General features: G+C 73.2%; 15 protein-coding genes and 1 riboswitch. Of the genes, 6 read left to right on the top strand and 9 right to left on the bottom strand.

Translation table 11 applies throughout. From position 1 onward, the window contains the following. Window positions 1-400 precede the first annotated feature (400 nt). Window positions 401-1,030 (top strand): class I SAM-dependent methyltransferase, encoded by a 630-nt coding sequence (locus tag ACFYUS_RS33435; RefSeq protein ID WP_388860809.1) that lies wholly within the window; start codon window positions 401-403, stop codon window positions 1,028-1,030. Between the two features lie 20 nt (window positions 1,031-1,050). Here the strand turns inward: ACFYUS_RS33435 and ACFYUS_RS33430 are convergent, their stop codons facing one another. Next, window positions 1,051-2,766 carry a hypothetical protein gene (locus ACFYUS_RS33430; RefSeq protein WP_388860806.1) on the bottom strand — a complete coding sequence of 572 codons (1,716 nt, stop codon included), beginning with the start codon at window positions 2,764-2,766 and terminating at the stop codon, window positions 1,051-1,053. A gap of 637 nt (window positions 2,767-3,403) precedes the next feature. Here ACFYUS_RS33430 and ACFYUS_RS33425 point away from each other — a divergent pair. The 3 genes from ACFYUS_RS33425 (at window position 3,404) to ACFYUS_RS33415 (ending at window position 6,414) form a co-directional block, all read left to right on the top strand. Continuing rightward, window positions 3,404-4,312, top strand: a complete 909-nt coding sequence (locus ACFYUS_RS33425) for an N-acetylmuramoyl-L-alanine amidase (RefSeq protein WP_388860803.1) — start codon at window positions 3,404-3,406, stop codon at window positions 4,310-4,312. A gap of 128 nt (window positions 4,313-4,440) precedes the next feature. Then, a complete protein-coding gene (locus ACFYUS_RS33420) occupies window positions 4,441-5,286 on the top strand; it encodes a hypothetical protein (RefSeq protein ID WP_388860800.1) in 846 nt (281 codons plus the stop codon). Between the two features lie 117 nt (window positions 5,287-5,403). Further along, entirely contained in the window at window positions 5,404-6,414 is a 1,011-nt protein-coding gene (locus tag ACFYUS_RS33415; RefSeq protein WP_388860797.1) for an LLM class F420-dependent oxidoreductase, read from the top strand. A gap of 2 nt (window positions 6,415-6,416) precedes the next feature. On the opposite strand, the gene ACFYUS_RS33410 is transcribed toward ACFYUS_RS33415, so the two are convergent. The 4 genes from ACFYUS_RS33410 to ACFYUS_RS33395 form a co-directional block, all read right to left on the bottom strand. Beyond that, a complete protein-coding gene (locus ACFYUS_RS33410; RefSeq protein WP_388860794.1) occupies window positions 6,417-6,959 on the bottom strand; it encodes a hypothetical protein in 543 nt (180 codons plus the stop codon). 82 nt (window positions 6,960-7,041) lie between these two features. Continuing rightward, a complete protein-coding gene (locus ACFYUS_RS33405; protein WP_388860791.1) occupies window positions 7,042-8,133 on the bottom strand; it encodes a prenyltransferase in 1,092 nt (363 codons plus the stop codon). After that, entirely contained in the window at window positions 8,130-8,864 is a 735-nt protein-coding gene (locus ACFYUS_RS33400) for a class I SAM-dependent methyltransferase (protein ID WP_388860788.1), read from the bottom strand. The genes ACFYUS_RS33405 and ACFYUS_RS33400 overlap by 4 nt, the downstream gene beginning before the upstream one ends. Window positions 8,865-8,973: 109 nt before the next feature. Then, window positions 8,974-10,293 (bottom strand): glycosyltransferase family 4 protein, encoded by a 1,320-nt coding sequence (locus ACFYUS_RS33395; protein WP_388860785.1) that lies wholly within the window; start codon window positions 10,291-10,293, stop codon window positions 8,974-8,976. A gap of 206 nt (window positions 10,294-10,499) precedes the next feature. Here ACFYUS_RS33395 and ACFYUS_RS33390 point away from each other — a divergent pair, with 206 nt between their 5' ends. Continuing rightward, window positions 10,500-11,138: a TetR family transcriptional regulator gene (locus tag ACFYUS_RS33390; protein ID WP_388860782.1), complete on the top strand. Its 639-nt coding sequence runs from the start codon at window positions 10,500-10,502 to the stop codon at window positions 11,136-11,138. Window positions 11,139-11,157: 19 nt separating this feature from the next. Here the strand turns inward: ACFYUS_RS33390 and ACFYUS_RS33385 are convergent, their stop codons facing one another. From ACFYUS_RS33385 to ACFYUS_RS33375, 3 genes are all read right to left on the bottom strand, one after another. Then, complete coding sequence (locus ACFYUS_RS33385; protein ID WP_388860779.1) at window positions 11,158-11,703, bottom strand: hypothetical protein; 546 nt, start codon at window positions 11,701-11,703, stop codon at window positions 11,158-11,160. Between the two features lie 96 nt (window positions 11,704-11,799). Beyond that, window positions 11,800-12,033 (bottom strand): ferredoxin, encoded by a 234-nt coding sequence (locus ACFYUS_RS33380; protein ID WP_388860776.1) that lies wholly within the window; start codon window positions 12,031-12,033, stop codon window positions 11,800-11,802. Further along, window positions 12,033-13,496: an aldehyde dehydrogenase gene (locus ACFYUS_RS33375; protein WP_388860773.1), complete on the bottom strand. Its 1,464-nt coding sequence runs from the start codon at window positions 13,494-13,496 to the stop codon at window positions 12,033-12,035. Before ACFYUS_RS33375 ends, ACFYUS_RS33380 begins: the two co-directional genes overlap by 1 nt. A gap of 132 nt (window positions 13,497-13,628) precedes the next feature. Here ACFYUS_RS33375 and ACFYUS_RS33370 point away from each other — a divergent pair, with 132 nt between their 5' ends. Beyond that, window positions 13,629-14,714, top strand: a complete 1,086-nt coding sequence (locus ACFYUS_RS33370) for an MBL fold metallo-hydrolase (protein WP_388860770.1) — start codon at window positions 13,629-13,631, stop codon at window positions 14,712-14,714. Between the two features lie 9 nt (window positions 14,715-14,723). Here ACFYUS_RS33370 and ACFYUS_RS33365 read toward each other — a convergent pair whose 3' ends face one another. Beyond that, window positions 14,724-16,721 (bottom strand): protein kinase, encoded by a 1,998-nt coding sequence (locus ACFYUS_RS33365; protein WP_388860767.1) that lies wholly within the window; start codon window positions 16,719-16,721, stop codon window positions 14,724-14,726. Between the two features lie 148 nt (window positions 16,722-16,869). After that, window positions 16,870-17,020, top strand: a riboswitch (cobalamin riboswitch). The last annotated feature ends 47 nt before the right edge of the window (window positions 17,021-17,067 follow it).

Below are 17,067 nucleotides of genomic sequence, written 5' to 3'. Positions count from 1 at the left end.
GGCGACGCCCCAGACATGACCCGGTCGCCGACGACTACGAAGCTATACGGCCACTTCGGACACCGAACCTCAGTGACGGAACTCTTCGCATACTGGCCACACCTCGCACGTTCACGCGATTCACTGTCGCCAGTTCCGACACCGGATGATCACCAGCGCTCCCCGGCCTGCCACACGCCCCAGACGCCGAAACGCCGCGAAGACATCCCACGCACCCTGCACACCGGCTTCGAGACGGCTCCGAAAGAAGTCAACCGCTAACGCGATCACACCCGCCCGACCGAGCCGAGAACAACAGGGCAGATCCGCGCCTCAAGCTAAGGTCAGAGCAATTCTGAGATGGCCTACAGCCCCCGTCTGAAGGCAGGGGCACTGGCCAAGATCACTGGTAGGAGTGACCATGTCCGAGCCCTCGCTCGAGATCCTTGCCGCTTTCGAGGCCGCGAAGGGGTTCATGCCCGTCGGGGAGGGGCTCGCGCTGTACGGGGCGGCCGTCGAGGCGGCGAAGCTGGGGCTGCCGCTGCTGGAGGTCGGGACGTACTGCGGGCGGTCGACGATCCTGCTCGCGGACGTGGCCCGGCAGGCGGGGACGGTCGCGGTGACCGTGGACCACCACCGGGGCAGCGAGGAGCAGCAGCCGGGGTGGGAGTACCACGACACGAGCGTGGTGGACCCGGAGGTGGGGCTGATGGACACCCTGCCGACCTTCCGGCGGACGCTGCACAAGGCGGGGCTCGAGGAGTACGTGATCGCGGTGGTCGGGCGGTCGCCGCAGGTCGCGAAGGTGTGGGGCGGGCAGCTCGGGTTCGTGTTCATCGACGGCGGGCACACGGACGAGCACGCCACGAACGACTACGAGGGCTGGGCCCCCAAGGTCGCCCCCGGGGGCCTGCTCGTCATCCACGACGTCTTCCCGAACCCGGAGGACGGCGGCCAGGCCCCGTACCGCATCTATCTGCGGGCGCTGGAGTCGGGCGACTTCGAGGAGGTCTCGGTCACCGACTCGCTGCGGGTCCTGCGCCGCCGCTGACGCCGTGGTGGAGCGGTGGATCAGAAGAGCGACGTGACGTAGAGGCAGTTCGTGTAGCTGTAGCCCTCTTCGATCTTGGTCTTGCTGGACTTGGTGTCCCCGGCGGTCGAGGTGCCGGTGGCCGCGCGCTTCTGGAGGAAGTGGTAGTCGCCGGCGGGCAGCAGGAGGGTCGCCTTCGGGTACTTCGAGGACGGCCCCGAGCAGGCCTTGATCTTCGGGGAGTTGACGAGCAGCGGGGTCTGGTACTTCTTGCAGGTCCCGCAGGACTTGAGGGTGATCTTGCCGGTCATCGGGCCCGTGTAGAGCACCTCGACCTCACCGGGGCCGTCGTTGCTGATCACCATGACCATCCGGGGGCCGTCGGGGACGTCCGCCGACGGGAGGCTCCTGCCTGCCGCGGGCTCCTCCTCGGCGATCTCGGCGGCGATGGCGATCGAGCGGGCGTGGGCGGCCTGCGGGCTGTTCGGGTACGTCTTGGCGTAGTCGGTCATGGTCGTGGCCGCGCTGCTGAACTCCTTGTTCTTGAACTGGGAGGTTCCGCAGGCGAAGTCGCCCCTCTGGACCGCGTCGGCCGTCTCCTTCGAGGCGCCTTCGAGGGACGGGTCCGTCATGTTGTCGAGGGAGGAGCGCAGCGCGCGCAGCTCGTCCGTCGTGTCGCAGGGCGCGGCGCCGCCGGTGAGGGCGGCCGTGCGGGTCCTGATCGCCGCGCGGACGGCCGGTTCGACCTTGGCCGCCTGGGCCGACTGCGGGAAGGTGTCGTGGAGCTCGTTGAGGCTCTCGCTCGCCGTCGGGTTCGCCGTCCGCACGCCGAGCGCCGCCGTGCCGCACTCGTAGAGCGACTCGGCCAGCGGCTCGTCCGTCTTCGCGGGCCGGGAGCCGAGCAGCTTCTTGTCCACGGTGGCGGGGAGCTCCCGCAGGTGCTTGAGCGGCGCTACGGCCGCGCAGTACTGCTTCTTCGCGTACGGGGCGGAGACCGTCTTGTAGTACGCGTCGAGGCGGTCGGGGACGAGCTTCCCGGCCCGTGAGCCGGCGTGGTGCGTGCCGAGGTCCTCATAGGCGCTGAGCGCCTGGCGGAAGGTCGGCTCGGCCTTGTCGAAGGCGAGGCCGTCGGCGGACTTCACCAGCGCGTCCGCCGCCGCGAGCAGTTCCAGCATCGCCTGCTCCTTCGCCTCGTCGCGGGCCGCGCCGTACGCGAGGGAGCCCCCGGCGGGCACGGCGAGCAGCACCAGCGCGAGCGGCAGCACCAGGCGCCGGAAGCCGGCGCCGATCCGGAGCGTGGCCCGCAGTCCGCGCCGGGCGCCGTCGGCGGCGACGGCCAGCAGGAACACGCCGTAACCGACCAGCAGGCCGACGGGCACTCCGTCGACGTCCGCGGGCAGCGCCACCACGAGCAGGGCGGCGGTCGCGAGCCAGCAGAGCGCGGCGCCGACCCAGTTCCGCAGCAGGACGTAGCCCAGGCCCAGGCAGGAGAGGTTGAGCAGGCCGATCATGGCCGCCTGGGCCGGGTTCGCGTCGCCCGGGGGCTGCGCGGGCGGCTGAGGGCCGTGACCGGGCGGCGGCCCGTACCCCGGCGGAGGCCCGAAGCCGGGCGGCGCACCGGGCGGCGGCGGCACGGTCCCCGATCCCGCCCATCCGGGCGCGGTCGCGGGCCCGGCCGCGGCACCGGCCGGGACGGCGGCCGCGCCCTGCGACACGGGGGCCGGCTCGGGAGTGGCACCGGGAGGCGTGGCGGCCATGGCCGCGAGCGGAGCGGCACCGGCCCCCGCGCCGGGCGGCGGCCCGAAGGCGAGCGTGGGCGTCCCTCCGGCCGGGGCGACGGCATCCGCGGGAGTGGGAGCCGCCGGAGCGGGAGCCGCCGGGACCGGCGCCGCGGGCGATGCCGGAGCAGCCGGAGTCGGTGGCGTGGGCTCGGCCGGAGCAGCCGAAGCCGACGGCGCAGGCACCGGCGGAGTCGGCGCCGCAGGCGCGGCCGGACTCGGCGGAGTCGCCGGGGTCGGCGGCGGCGCACCTGGAGTCGGCGGCTTCGCCAGAGTCGGCGGTGTCGCCGGCGTCGGAGCGGCCCAGGGCGGCTCAGGCGCCCTGGAAGCCGGCCCGGAAGCCGCACCCGAATCCGCCCCGGCCCCCGCCCGGCCCACCTCGTTCAAGTCGCTCCCGCCCGGCGGTCTGTCGTTCGGCTCGGGACGTGCGTCGTTCGGTTCTTCCCCCACCACGGTTCCCCCTCGTGGGTCCATGCGCGGTGACACCCCACCGTCGCCTCTTCCCCCTTACCCTTCACGGTTCGGTCACACGCGTCCACCGATCGGAAAGGCCGGTGACCAAGCTGCGACGTACCCGCTACGGCATTTCGCCCCGCGCAGGGCCTAAAGTCGCGGGGTGCCGTACGACCACCGGAACACCGTCCGCCGTACCTTCGCCCTCGCACTCGCCGCCACGGGCTGCTGCGCCGTGCTCGCCGGGTGCGCGACCTCACAGGCCTCGCCGCCGAGCGGGAAGGCCCAGGAGTCGCAGGCGGCGAGCCAGGCGGCCCAGGGCGAGAGCGGGACGCAGTCCCGCCCGCCGTTCGCCTCGCCCCGGCCCAGCCGCTCGCCGGTGGCGGCCCAGGGAAGCGGTTCGCTCGCCGGGAGGACGATCGTCATCGATCCCGGCCACAACTCCGGCAATTTCCGCCACTCAGACGAAATCAACCAAAAAGTCAATATCGGGACGACCCGCAAGGAATGCGACACCACGGGGACGTCCACCAACGCCGGCTACACCGAGGCCTCCTTCACCCTCGACGTCTCCCACCGCCTGCGGGACCTGCTGAAGGCGCGCGGCGCGAAGGTGGTGTTCACCCATGACGGCGAGCGCCCCTGGGGGCCCTGCATCGACGAGCGGGCCAGGATCGGGAACGCCGCGCATGCCGACGCCGTGGTCTCCGTCCACGCGGACGGCTCGGCCGTGGGACACCGCGGGTTCCATGTGATTCTCCCCGCACAGGTGCGGGCGGGGGCCGCCGACACCACGAAGATCGTCGCCCCTTCCCGTACCCTCGGGGAGCGGATCGCGGACCGGTTCGCGCGCGCCACCGGCACCTCGCCCGCCAACTACATCGGTGACGGTACGGGGTTGGACGTACGGAACGATCTCGGCGGACTCAACCTCTCGACCGTTCCCAAGGTCTTCGTCGAGTGCGGCAACATGCGCGATCCGAAGGACGCGCAGCTGCTCACGTCGGCGGCGTGGCGGCAGAAAGCGGCTCAGGGACTGGCGGACGGCATCGCGACCTACCTCGAGGGGTAGAACCGGCGGGCGATAGATTCGCTCCGTACCATGGGGCCGCCCCCGTGCCGTGAAACCCCGAGTGGCACCTCCGAGCGCCAGCCCCGAGCGCCACCCCCCGACGCGACGACCCGACGAAGGACTCTTACGTGAATATCCGCTCCCTCACCCGAGGCGATGGCGTGCTGATCGGCGCGGCGCTGGTGCTGTTCATCGCCTCGTTCCTGGACTTCTTCTCCTACAAGGGCCTGGTCGCCGACGCCCCGAGCGCCTGGGAATCCCTGGGGAACGCCATCGGCGTGTACATGGTGGGCGTCATCGGCGCGGCCCTCATCGTCCTCACCCGCGCACTGCCTCAGCCCCGCAAGGTCGTCGGCCTCGACCTCGGCCAGTTCGGTGCCGCCGCGACGATCTTCACCGCCTGGTCCCTCTTCTGGACGATCATCGACCTCGGCCAGGTCGACGCCGGCGCGGGCCTGATCCTCGGCCTGATCGCCGCCCTGGTCCTGGCCGGTGCCGCCGTCGCCGGCCCGCTGGTCCCCGCCCTGAAGGCCCCGCTCGTCGGCGCGCCCAAGCCGCAGGCCCCGCAGCCGTACGGCATGCAGCCGGGTCAGCCGGGCGTCCCCGGCGGCTACGGCTACCCGGGCGCGCAGCAGCAGCCGTACGGCGGCCAGCACGACCCCTCGCAGGGTGCGGGCCAGCCGTTCGGCGCGCAGGCCGCCGCTCCCGCCCCGCAGCCGCAGGCCGCGCACCAGCCGGAGCCGCAGGCGGCCGCCCCGGCCCCGCAGCCGGCGGCGGACTTCGCGCCGTTCTGGTTCGCGGTCCCGGTCGCGCGTCCGCTGTACGCGGAGGACGGCTCGCAGGCGCAGATCGCCGAGCTCGCCCCGGGCACCTGGTACCTGGCGGTCGAGCAGCGCGGTCCGGGCCTGGTGGCCCAGACGCAGGACGGCCGGCGTGGTGTCCTCCAGGACACGACCGGCATCCAGCGCGGCTAGTACCCGCGCGGTACGAGCGCACACGGCCCCCCGTCCGGAATCCCTTCCGGGCGGGGGGCCGTTGCCGTACAGTCCCCGCAACACGTATCTGACGAAGCGTCAGAAAGGATGTGGGACATGCGACTCGGACTCGCCCTCGGCTACTGGGGCCGCGGCCCCTCCCCCGCCCATCTCGACCTCGCCCGCGAGGCCGAGCGGCTCGGCTACGACTCCGTGTGGACCGCCGAGGCCTGGGGCTCCGACGCCTTCACCGCGCTCACCTGGATCGCCGCGCACACCAGCCGCATCCGGCTGGGCACGGCCGTCGCGCAGATGGCGGCCCGCGCCCCCACCACCACCGCCATGCACGCCCTCACCCTCGACCACCTCTCCGGCGGGCGCCTGCTCCTCGGGCTCGGGCTCTCCGGGCCGCAGGTCGTCGAGGGCTGGTACGGGCGCCCCTTCCCCCGCTCCCCGCTGACCGCGACCCGGGAGTACGTGGACGTGGTCCGCCAGGTCCTGCGCCGCGAGGCCCCCGTCCGGCTCGACGGACGCCACCACTCCCACCCGTACGCCGGCCCGGACGGCACCGGCCTCGGCAAGGCCCTCAAGCCGATCACGCACCCGCTGCGCGCCGACGTCCCCGTCCTGCTCGGCGCCGAGGGGCCGAAGAACGTCGCGCAGACCCTCGCCATCGCCGACGGCTGGCTGCCCCTCTACTGGACGCCCGACCGCTGGGCCGAGGTCTACGCCCTCCCGGACGCCCTCCCTGAGGGCTTCCTCGTCGCCCCCATGGTCCGGGCGCAGCTCTGCCAGGACGTCGCGGCCGGGCTGCTGCCGGTCAAGGCGATGCTCGGCTTCTACATCGGCGGCATGGGGCACGCGGCCCGCAACTTCCACGCCGACCTGATGGGGCGCATGGGGTACGAGAAGGAGGCCCGCCGCATCCAGGAGCTGTTCGCGGCGGGCCGGCGCGAGGAGGCGGTGCTCGCCGTGCCGGACGCCTTCGCGGACGAGATCTCGCTCGTCGGCCCCCGGGAACGGATCGCCGGGCGCCTGGAGAAATGGCGGCAGGGCCCGGTGACGGACCTGCTGGTCACGGCACCGGACCCGGCCACCCTCCGCCTCCTGGCGGAGCTCAACGCATAGTCCTACCCGCCGAGTTGCGACGTGCTGGGCACCTGGTCCACGACCTCGGCGCCGGCGCTCTTCCCCGCGTCCTTCACGCTGTTGATGACGCTCTCGAAGGCGCCGACGTCCGCGGCGCCCACCTCGCCCTTGCGGAGCTTCGTCCCCAGGTCCTTGAGCGACTCGATCCCGGCGGCGAGCGGCGCGACCGCCTTCGAGAGCAGCGGGTCGCCCTTGGCGTTGTTCAGCGCCGCCTTGAGCCTGTTGTACGTGAACGCCCCCGCGAGGCCCGCCTTCACCAGGGCGAAGGTCCGGCCGTCCGCGCCCTTCTGGAACTTGCCCGCGCGGTACGGCTTCACGATCCACTGGTACGTGGCGCCCGCGGCCAGACCGGCGTTCGCCACGAACCTCGTCTTCGCCAGCTTCTGCTGCTCGAAGCTCGCGGAGGCCGACGGGGTCGCGGCGCTGCCGGTGCTCTTCGTGTCGTCGTTGCACGCGGCGGTGGTCAGGAGCAGGGCGCAGGACAGCAGCAGCGCCACGACTCCGCGCGAAACACCTCTGGGCACGACGGGACCTCCCTGACGACGGTCCCGCCAGCCTCGCCCGGCCCCGTGGCGCCCGCCACCGGGGGGCGCCGAACGGGGCCGGTCAGCTGCCGCAGCAGTCCGGTTCGAGACCTGCGGGGAGCCGGTCGCCGCCGAAGACGGCGACGGTCGCCTCCTCGCCGCCGAGGGCCGCCACCGCGAGGAGGAGCGAGCCGGCGGTCCAGCTCGTCTGCTCCTCGGGCCAGACGGCCCTGTCGCCGTCCGTCTCGCCCTCGAAGACGTACCCCGTCCAGTACATGCCGTTCCCGGCGCGCAGGTGCTGGATGTCCTGGAGGATCGTGAGGGCCCGGTCGGACTCCCCCATCGCCCAGAGCGCGAGGGCCAGTTCGCAGCTCTCGCCGCCGGTGACCCACGGGTTGGGGATCACGCAGCGCACCCCGAGCCCGGGGACGACGAAGGCGTCCCAGGAGCCCTCGATCCGCTCCTTGGCCTCGGCCCCGGTGACCGCGCCGCCGAGGACCGGGTAGTACCAGTCCATCGAGTAGCGGGACTTGTCGAGGAAGCGCTCGGGGTGCCGGCGGATCGCGTGGCCGAGGGCCCCGGCCGCCAGCTCCCAGTCGGGCTGCGCCTCCTCGCGGACCTCGGCGATCGCGAGGGCGCAGCGCAGCGCCTGGTGGATCGACGAGCTGCCGGTCAGCAGGGCGTCGCCCACCGGCGTCCCGTCGGGCTCGCGCTTCCAGCCGATCTGGCCGCCGGGCTGCTGGAGCCCGAGGACGAACTCGACGGCCGCGTAGACGACGGGCCACATCCGGTCGAGGAAGGCGTCGTCGCCGGTGGAGAGGTAGTGGTGCCAGACGCCGACCGCGATGTACGCGACGAAGTTGGACTCGCGACTGCGGTCGGTGACCTGCTCCGGGTCGCCGTCGTGGTAGGCCGCGTACCAGGAGCCGTCGTCGTTCTGGTGGCGGGCGAGCCACTCGTAGGCGCGGGCGGCGGCGGCGTGCTCGCCGGCCGCGTCCAGGGCCATGGCCGCCTCGGTGTGGTCCCACGGGTCCAGGTGGTGGCCGCGGAACCAGGGGATGGCACCGTCCTCGCGCTGCCCCGCGAGTATCCCGGCCACCGTCTCGGCGGCCTGCTCGGCGGTGAGCACCCCGGGCAGGACGAGGTGCTCCGCGATCCGCTCGGGAGACGTCACTTGACGTCGGCCTTGGGGAGGTGGGGCTTGGTCGCGTACGCCACGAAGCTCTTGCCGACGACCGGGTTGAGCAGCTGCTCGGCGACCCGGGTCAGGGCGGGCTTCTTCATGATGTCCCAGACCAGGAGCTTGTGGTACGCGCGGACCGGCAGCGCCTTGTCGTTGTCGACGCCGAAGGCGCACTTCAGCCACCAGTACGGCGAGTGCAGCGCGTGCGCGTGGTGGGTGCCGTACGGCTTGAGGCCGGCCTCCCGGATCTTGCCGAGCAGCTCGTCCGCCTTGTAGATGCGGATGTGGCCGCCCTCGACCTCGTGGTACGCGTCGGAGAGCGCCCAGCAGACCTTCTCGGGGCCGTACCGGGGCACGGTGATCGCGATCCGGCCGCCCGGCTTCAGGACGCGGACCATCTCGGCGAGCACCCCCTTGTCGTCGGGGATGTGCTCCATCACCTCGGAGATGATGACGACGTCGAAGGACTCGTCGGGGAACGGCAGGTTGAGGGCGTCGCCCTCCATCGCGGTCGCGGTCGCGCCGGCGGGGGCCTCCCCGGCCTCCTTCATCGCCGCGAACCACTTGGCGACCTCGCGGATCTCCTCGCCGTTCTGGTCCAGCGCCACGACCTGGGCACCGCGCCGGTAGCACTCGAAGGCATGCCGGCCCGCACCACAGCCCAGATCGAGCACACGATCGCCGGGGGCGAGCGGAAAACGGGTGAAGTCGACGGTCAGCACGAGACCCTGCTTTCGCGGTTGACGGAGGTTGTGGGCAGGCGTTCCGCCCCTGCGGAACGGGTGGGCACACCCCACCCACCGGGCTGCACCCGGCGAACGAGGCAAGGCGTCACCGACGGACTCCGGCGCCCTGACGGGCGATCGCCTCGCGATACAGCTCGGCCGTCCCCTGCGCGGCCCTGGCCCAGGTGAAGTTCGCCAGCACCCGCTCGCGCCCGGCGGCACCCAGCCGCGCCCGCAGCTCGGGATCGCCCAGCACCCGGCCCAGCGCCGCGGCCAGCGCCCCCGCGTCGCCCGGCGGCACCGCCAGGCACGTCTCGCCGTCGGGCCCGGCGACCTCCGGAATCGCGCCGCCGGTCGTGGCGACCAGCGGGGTCCCGGTCGCCATGCCCTCGGCGGCGGGCAGCGAGAAGCCCTCGTACAGGGACGGCACGCAGGCGACCTGCGCGGAGCGGTAGAGGTCGACGAGCTCGGCGTCGCTGATGCCCTTGACGAACTCGACGGCGCCGTCGAGCCCGTACCGCTCAATCGCGGTGGCGACGGGCCCGTCCTCGGCGCGCTTGCCGACGACGACGAGGTGCGCGTCGGGGTTCTCGGTGCGGAGCTTGGCGAGCGCCTCGATGAGGTGGACGAGGCCCTTGAGCGGGACGTCGGCGCTGGAGGTGGTGACGATCCGGCCGGGGATCTCGGCGACGGACGCGTCCGGCGACCACAGGTCCGTGTCGGCGCCGATGTGGACGACGCGGATGCGGTCCTCGCGGACGCCGAGGTGCTCGACGATCTCCTGGCGGGAGGTGCCGGAGACGGTGAGGACGGAGGGCAGCCTGCGGGCGACCTTCTTCTGCATGCCGGTGAAGGCGTACCAGCGGCGGACGGAGGCGCGGCGCTTCCAGTCGGCGGCGGCGTCGAGTTCGAGCTGCCGGTCGACGGTGATGGGGTGGTGGATCGTGGTGACGAGCGGCGCGCCGATCGCGCGCGGGCCGCCGAGGAGCCCGTAGCCGAGGGTCTGGTTGTCGTGGACGACGTCGAAGTCGCCGCGGCGGGCGGCGAGCATGCGCCGGGCCCGCAGGGAGAAGGTGAGGGGCTCGGGGAAGCCGCCGGTCCACATGGTGGCGACTTCGAGGGCGTCGATCCAGTCCCGGTACTCCTCGCGCTTCGGCGTCCGGAAGGGGTCCGGGGAGCGGTAGAGGTCGAGGCTGGCTATCTCGGTGAGCGGGACGCCCTCGTCGAGCGTCGGGTACGGCTGGGAGCCGATGACCTCGACGGAGTGGCCGAGGCGGGCCAGCTCGCGGGAGAGGTGGCGGACGTAGACGCCCTGACCACCGCAGAACGGGTTGCCCTTGTACGTGAGGAGAGCGATCCGCAACGGACTGTCACCGGCCGCGGTGACGCCCTGTCGGGGGCTTGCCTCTATGGCCTCAGCGGTCATGCGCGACCCCCTTCGAGCGTGCGTTGAGCCGGAGCGTAACCGCTCGCGCTAATCTAGAACAAGTTACAGACTTGATCGTTCTTGATCCTTCAAGGAGCACAGAATCTACCGGCAGGTAGCTCCGCGGTGAGAGCCGGAACAGGTGATTCACGCCACGGCGGCCGCACCGCCATACTGTCGCTCCCCATCGCACGGAACGGGACCTCATGACCGCAGAGAGCAGAGCGGACCACAGACCCGCGTCACCGCCCCTCACGGAGCGCCAGGAGGCGCGGCGCCGCCGCATCCTGAACGCCAGCGCCCAGCTCGCGGCCAGGGGCGGCTTCGACGCCGTGCAGATGCGGGAGGTCGCCGAGGCGGCGGGGGTCGCCCTCGGCACCCTGTACCGGTACTTCCCGTCCAAGATCCACCTGCTCGTGGCGACCATGCAGGACCAGCTCCAGCACATGCACACCACGCTGCGGAAGCGGCCGCCCGCCGGCGCGGACCCGGCGGAACGCGTCGCCGAGACCCTGATGCGCGCCTTCCGGGCGCTCCAGCGGGAACCGCAGCTCGCCGACGCGATGGTGCGGGCGCTGACCTTCGCGGACCGCAGCGTGAGCCCCGAGGTCGACACGGTCTCCCGGCTGACGACCGCGATCATCCTCGACGCGATGGGCGCGGAGCATCCGAGCCCGAGGCAGCTCTCGGTGGTCCGGGTGATCGAGCACACCTGGCACTCGGCGCTGATCACCTGGCTGTCCGGGCGCGCCTCGATCGCACAGGTGAAGATCGACATCGAGACGGTCTGCCGGCTGATCGACCTGACGGCCCCCGGGGCCGACGCCGCTCCCGGGGGCGAGTGACTCGGAACTCCCGGGCGACCTAGGACTTCTTGTTCTTCTTCAGGTCGGCCGCGAAGAGCGCCTCGCACTCCGGGCCGGTGTCGGTGGCGATGAACATCACCATCTTCAGCGGCCCGGTGGAGTGGTTGCTGGCCTTGAGCTGCCAGTTGCTCTTCGTGAAGGTCTTGATCTCCGAACCGGCCTGCGCGAAGCCCTTGCCCTCGGCCCAGCCGCCCTTGGTGAGGGCCGTGACCGTGCCGTCGTAGGACTTCTTCGGGTCGGCCGCCTTCTCGGCGTCGGCGTCCCAGGTGACCATGCAGCTCTTCAGCTCGGGCGCCACCGGGTCGCCGGAGGGGTCCTCGGTGAAGCCGGCGGCGGTCGCCGCACTCTCGATCTCCTTGCTCACCGCGTCGGCGGTCAGCGTGTCGCCGCCCGCCTCCGACCCCCCGCCCGAACCGCCCGTCGCGGCCGAACCCGTCGAACCGGCCGAGGACGAACCGCCCTTGTCCGCGCCGCCCTCGCTGCCGCAGCCCGCAACGAGCAGCACCACACCGGCGGCCGCGGCCACCCACATCGCCTTGCGCACAACACTCCCGACTCCGCGCGCACGAAGGCCCCTTGCCCCCGTGATCAAGGGGCCTAGTTTTGCACGTGGGAACGACAGACCGGCGCGACTCCCCGGTCACTCCTCCGGCGGGTACACCGGCTCCCCGCCGTCCGCCAGGGTGATGAGGATGGCTTCCACCGGGCAGCCCTCGGCCGCCGCGAGGAGGCGTTCGCCCGCGTCCGTCTCCGGGGACACCGGGTGGGACTGGCGGGCGGTGTCGAGCCGGAAGCCGTCGGGGGCGTGGTTGACGCACATGCCGGAGCCGATGCAGACGCTCCGGTCGACCTCGACGCGCCAGCGGTCGCCCATCACGCGCCGCCCTCGTAACCGCCGGGAAGGTGGATCATCTTGTGCTCCAGGTACTCGCCGAAGCCCTCGGGGCCGAACTCCCGTCCCACGCCCGAGTTCTTGTAGCCGCCGAAGGGGCCGAGCATGTCGAGGCTGAAGGTGTTGACGTTGAAGGTGCCGGTGCGGACCTGGCGGGCGAAGTCGATGCCGTGCTCGACGTCACCGGTCCAGACGCTGCCGCTGAGCCCGAAGTCGGAGTCGTTCGCGATCCGGCGGGCCTCGGCCTCGTCCCCGTACGGCAGGAGGCAGATGACCGGGCCGAAGATCTCCTCGCGGGCGATCCGCATGGAGTTGTCGACGTCGCCGAAGAGCGTCGGCTCGACGTACCAGCCCCGGTCGAGGCCGTCCGGGCGGCCGCCGCCGGTGAGGACCTTCGCGCCCTCCGCCTGGCCGATGGCGATGTAGTCGAGGGAGCGCTGCTGCTGGCGCCGTGCGACGAGCGGGCCGACCTGGGTGGCCGGGTCGAGCGGGTCGCCGACGACGAGCGCGCCGGCCGCCGCCGCGAGGGCCTCGGCGATCTCGTCGTACCGCGAGCGCGGCGCGAGGATGCGGGTCTGGGCCACGCACGCCTGCCCGTTGTTCATCCAGGCCGCCGGGACGATCCCGGCGACGGCGGTCTCCAGGTCCGCGTCCGGCAGGATCACGGCGGCCGACTTGCCGCCCAGTTCGAGGGTGACGCGGGTCAGGTTGCGGGAGGCGACCTCCATGACCCGCTTGCCGGCGGCGACCGAGCCGGTGAAGGAGACCTTGTCGACACCGGGGTGGCCGACCAGGTACTCGCTGACCTCCCGATCGGCGGGCAGGATCGACAGCACCCCCTCCGGGAGCCCCGCCTCCGCCGCGATCTCCCCGAGGACGTACGAGTCGAGCGGCGACTCCGGCGAGGGCTTGAGCACCACCGTGCAGCCCGCGAGCAGCGCGGGCCCCAACTTGGCGGCCGCGGTGAACTGCGGCACGTTCCACGGGACCACGGCCGCCACCACCCCGACCGGCTCCCTCCGCACCAGCAGCGGCCCGAGGACCCCGCCCCGCCGCTCCTCGTACGAGAAGTCCCGCGCGACGGTGATCGCCGCGTCCCAGACCATCATCGCGCCGAGCGCCTGCGCGAGGACGGACCAGGAGTACGGGGAGCCGTTCTGCGCGCTGATGACCCGGCCGATCTCCTCGTACCGGACGGCGATCGCGTCCTTGATCCGGGTGACGACCGCGATCCGCTCCTCCACCGTCATCCGCGGCCACGGCCCGTGGTCGAAGGCCGCGCGGGCGGCGGCCACGGCCCGGTCCACATCGGCCTCGGAGGCGTGCGGGACCCGGCCGATGACCTGCTCGGTGTGCGGGGAGATCACCTCGATGACCCCGTCGCCGAGCGGGTCGGTCAACTCCCCGCCGATGAACAGCTTTCCGTGCTCCACAAGCTCGGTCATGACCGCTGCCTCCCGAGGAGATGGAATTGCCCGTTGAAGTTCCCACGATGTTCCTGACGGTGCTTCAGAACTGATACCAGTTCTAGTTATGGTGGGCAATGGTCGTACCGGTACGCAGAGACGAGGACGCTCATGACACAGGTGCCCCAGGTGACCGAGCACGGCGGAGGCGTCTGGTCCCTGCGGGTGCCCATCCCGGACAATCCGCTGGGCCACACCCTGGTCCACGTCCTCGACACCGACCGCGGCCCGGTCCTCGTCGACACGGGCTGGGACGACCCGGCCTCCTGGGACGAACTGGCGGGCGGGCTCGACGCGTTGGGCCTCTCCGTCCGGGAGGTGCACGGGGTCGTCATCACCCACCACCACCCCGACCACCACGGGCTCTCCGGCCGCGTCCGCGAGGAGTCCGGGGCCTGGATCGCCATGCACGCCGCCGACACGGCCGTCGTCCGCCGCACCCGCACGTCCGAACCCGGCACCTGGTTCGACTACCTCGCCCGGAAACTCGCCGCCGTCGGCGCCCCCGAGGACCACATCGCCCCGCTGCGCGCCGCCCGCGACGCCGGCCGGATGCGGACCCTGCCCGGTCTCCGCTCGGCCCTCCCCGACCGCGAGATCGTCCCCGGCGAGCTCCTCGACCTGGCCGGACGGCGCCTCCGCGCGATCTGGACCCCCGGGCACACCCCCGGGCACGTCTGCCTCCACCTGGAGGAGGAGCACCCCTCCCGGCTGCCCGGCCACGGCCGGCTCTTCTCCGGCGACCACCTGCTGCCCGGGATCTCCCCGCACATCGGCCTGTACGAGGACCCCGACGACTCCCCCAAGCTCTCGACTTCGTTCGAGCAGGGGGGACCCCCCTCCGCGACGGACCCCCTCGGCGACTACCTCGACTCCCTCGAACGGATCGGCCGCCTCGGCGTCGCCGAGGTCCTCCCCGCCCACCAGTACGCCTTCACCGACGCCGCCGGCCGGGTCCGCGAACTCCTCGACCACCACGAGGAGCGCCTCACCGGCCTCATCCGCCTCCTCGCCACCCCGCTCACCCCCTGGCAGCTCGCCGAGCGCATGGAGTGGAACCGCCCCTGGGAACAGATCCCCTACGGCTCCCGCAACATCGCCGTCAGCGAGGCCGAGGCCCACCTCCGCCGCCTGGTGAAGCTCGGCCGCGCGGAGTCCGTGCCGGGCTCGGACCCGGTCACGTACATCGCGGTGTGAGGCCCCGCCTCACGCCTTGAAGAGGCGCCTGAGCGCCATCACCAGGACCAGCGGGGAGATGCCGCCGCCGAGCAGCATCGCCGGACCCGCCACCCACCACAACCAGTGCTGCCCCCCGCCGTCCCAGTGGTCGTAACCGCCGTCGACGAAGAGGAACCAGAGGACGTGCAGCGTCAGTACGGCGATCAGCGCGATCCAGTACAGGGCGATCCCGGCCGCCCACAGCCGGACCCGACCGGGCGAGACCGTGAGCAGCCGCCCCCGGTAGCCCTGGAATCCGACCATCGCGGCGATCAGGAGCAGCGTCGCGGGGCCGCGCCACCAGTCGTCCATCGCCCACTGGTACGGGCCCTGCGCCTGGTCGGAGAGCGAAGGGTGCTCCACCGCCTTGTCCATCAGATCGGCCCCGCCGACGAGGAAGGCCACCATCGGCACCAGGTAGAACAGCCCCAGCATCGGCCTCCCCAGACCCGTGACCAACACCCGCACGGCACGCTCCCGCGCCGACGGCACCCCCGTCGCGGTGGCCCGCGCCCGCACCCCGGCGACCGGCCCCCGGACGGCCGCGCGGTCACGGGGCGTCGCGGAGGACCGGGCGGGCGTGGCGGAGGACCGGGCGGGCGTCGGCGCGGACGGGCGCGCGGCGCGCGCCTGGGCCGACGGCACCCCCGTCGACGGCGCCCCCGCCGAGGCGGCCCGGACCCGCGGCGCGGCGCCCGGACCGCGAACGGCGGCACGGGCACGCGGCACCGCGGGGGCCCGGGCGGGTGTCGGCGCGGGGGCCCGGGCGGGTGTCGGCGCGGGAGCCCGGGCGGGTGTCGGCGCGGAGGGCCGCGCGGCGCGCGCCCGGACGGGCGTCGGCGCGGGCTCCGGCGCGAGAGCCTGGGCGGGCAGGACGGCCGTCCGGGGCGGCCCGGTACGCGGCCGGGCGACGGTGGCGGCGGCCGGCCCCGGTTCGGCGGCGGCGTCCGGCGCGACCGGCCGGGGCTCCGGATCGGGATCGGGATCGGGCTCCGGCCCCCGCTCCGGAGCCTCGGAAAGCCCCGGCTCAGGCTCCCGGTCCCGCTCCCGCTCCCGGTCCCGGTCCACCGAAAGCCCCGCCGCAGGCTCCCGCTCCGGCTCCGGCTCGAACTCCGCCTCCGCGTTGAGCAGTTCCTCCGCCTTCTGCGCGATGGCCGCGACCACGGGCGCCGGGAGCCAGCTCCCCGACTCCTCCCGGTGGGGGTCCGCGAGCGCGGCGAGCTCGGTCACCGGTGGGCGGTCGTCCGGCCGCTTGGACAGACAGCGCCGTACGAGCTCCGCGAACGGCCCGTCGACCCCGGCGAGGTCGGGCTCGTGGTGGACGAGCCGGTACAGAAGCTCCGCCACCGAACCGCCGCCGAAGGGCCCGCGGCCGGTCGCCGCGAACGCGAGCACCGCGCCGAGCGAGAAGAGGTCCGCGTCGGGCCCGACCGTCCGCCCCTCCGCCTGCTCCGGCGACATGAAACCGGGCGATCCGACGACCAGGCCCGTCCCCGTCAGGGCCGTCTCGTCGGCGGAGCGTGCGATGCCGAAGTCGATGAGCAGGGGGCCGGACAGCGAGAGCAGCACGTTGGACGGTTTGACGTCCCGGTGCACGAGCCCCGCCCGGTGCACGCCGTCGAGGGCGTGCGCGAGGCCGGAGAGCAGCCGCCAGAGGGCCGGTTCGGGGAGCGGTCCGTGCGCCAGGACCGCCTCGGAGAGCGCGGGGCCCGGCACGTACGCGGTGGCCAGCCAGGGCACCTCCGCGTCCGGGTCGGCGTCGAGGACCGGGACCGTGCCGGCGCCGCGCAACGACTGGGCGGCCCGCACCTCCCGGGCGAAGCGCGTGCGAAAGCCCGGGTCACCGGCGAGCGCGCCGTGCACCACCTTGAGCGCGACCGTGCGGCCACCCCGCGAGCGGCCCAGGTAGACGCGGCCCATGCCGCCCTCGCCCAGCCGGTAGAGGAGCCGGTAGGGACCGATCCCCCGCGGGTCGCTCTCGGTCAACGCCCGCATTCCGCACCCCCGTGAAGACGCCGTCGGCATGTTGTCGTGGCGGCGCCAGCATGGCACAGCGGTCCGCTCCCCGGCAGCGCCTCGGCGAACCCGCTCCCGCCCCGGTGTGAGGCGCCTCCCACCCCCGGGGCGGCGGGCGTACGGGCCGGTAGAGTGGGCGCGTCGTCATCATGCCCGTACGGGGGGAAGCCGGTGGAAATCCGGCACTGACCCGCAGCCGTGAACCGTCTCCCCCCGGAGATTCCGGAGGTCGGTGAGTCGGAATGCCCCGCCCGGGACATGACCGCCGGCACCGTCGAGGAATACGGAGCCGGAGCCTGGTGCCCCCGAGGCGTGC

This window comes from Streptomyces sp. NPDC004284 (assembly GCF_042874035.1).
GTDB lineage: Bacteria > Actinomycetota > Actinomycetes > Streptomycetales > Streptomycetaceae > Streptomyces.
The sequence above is the reverse complement of the archived record's forward strand: the minus strand, read 5'-3'. Positions and strand labels throughout refer to the sequence as shown.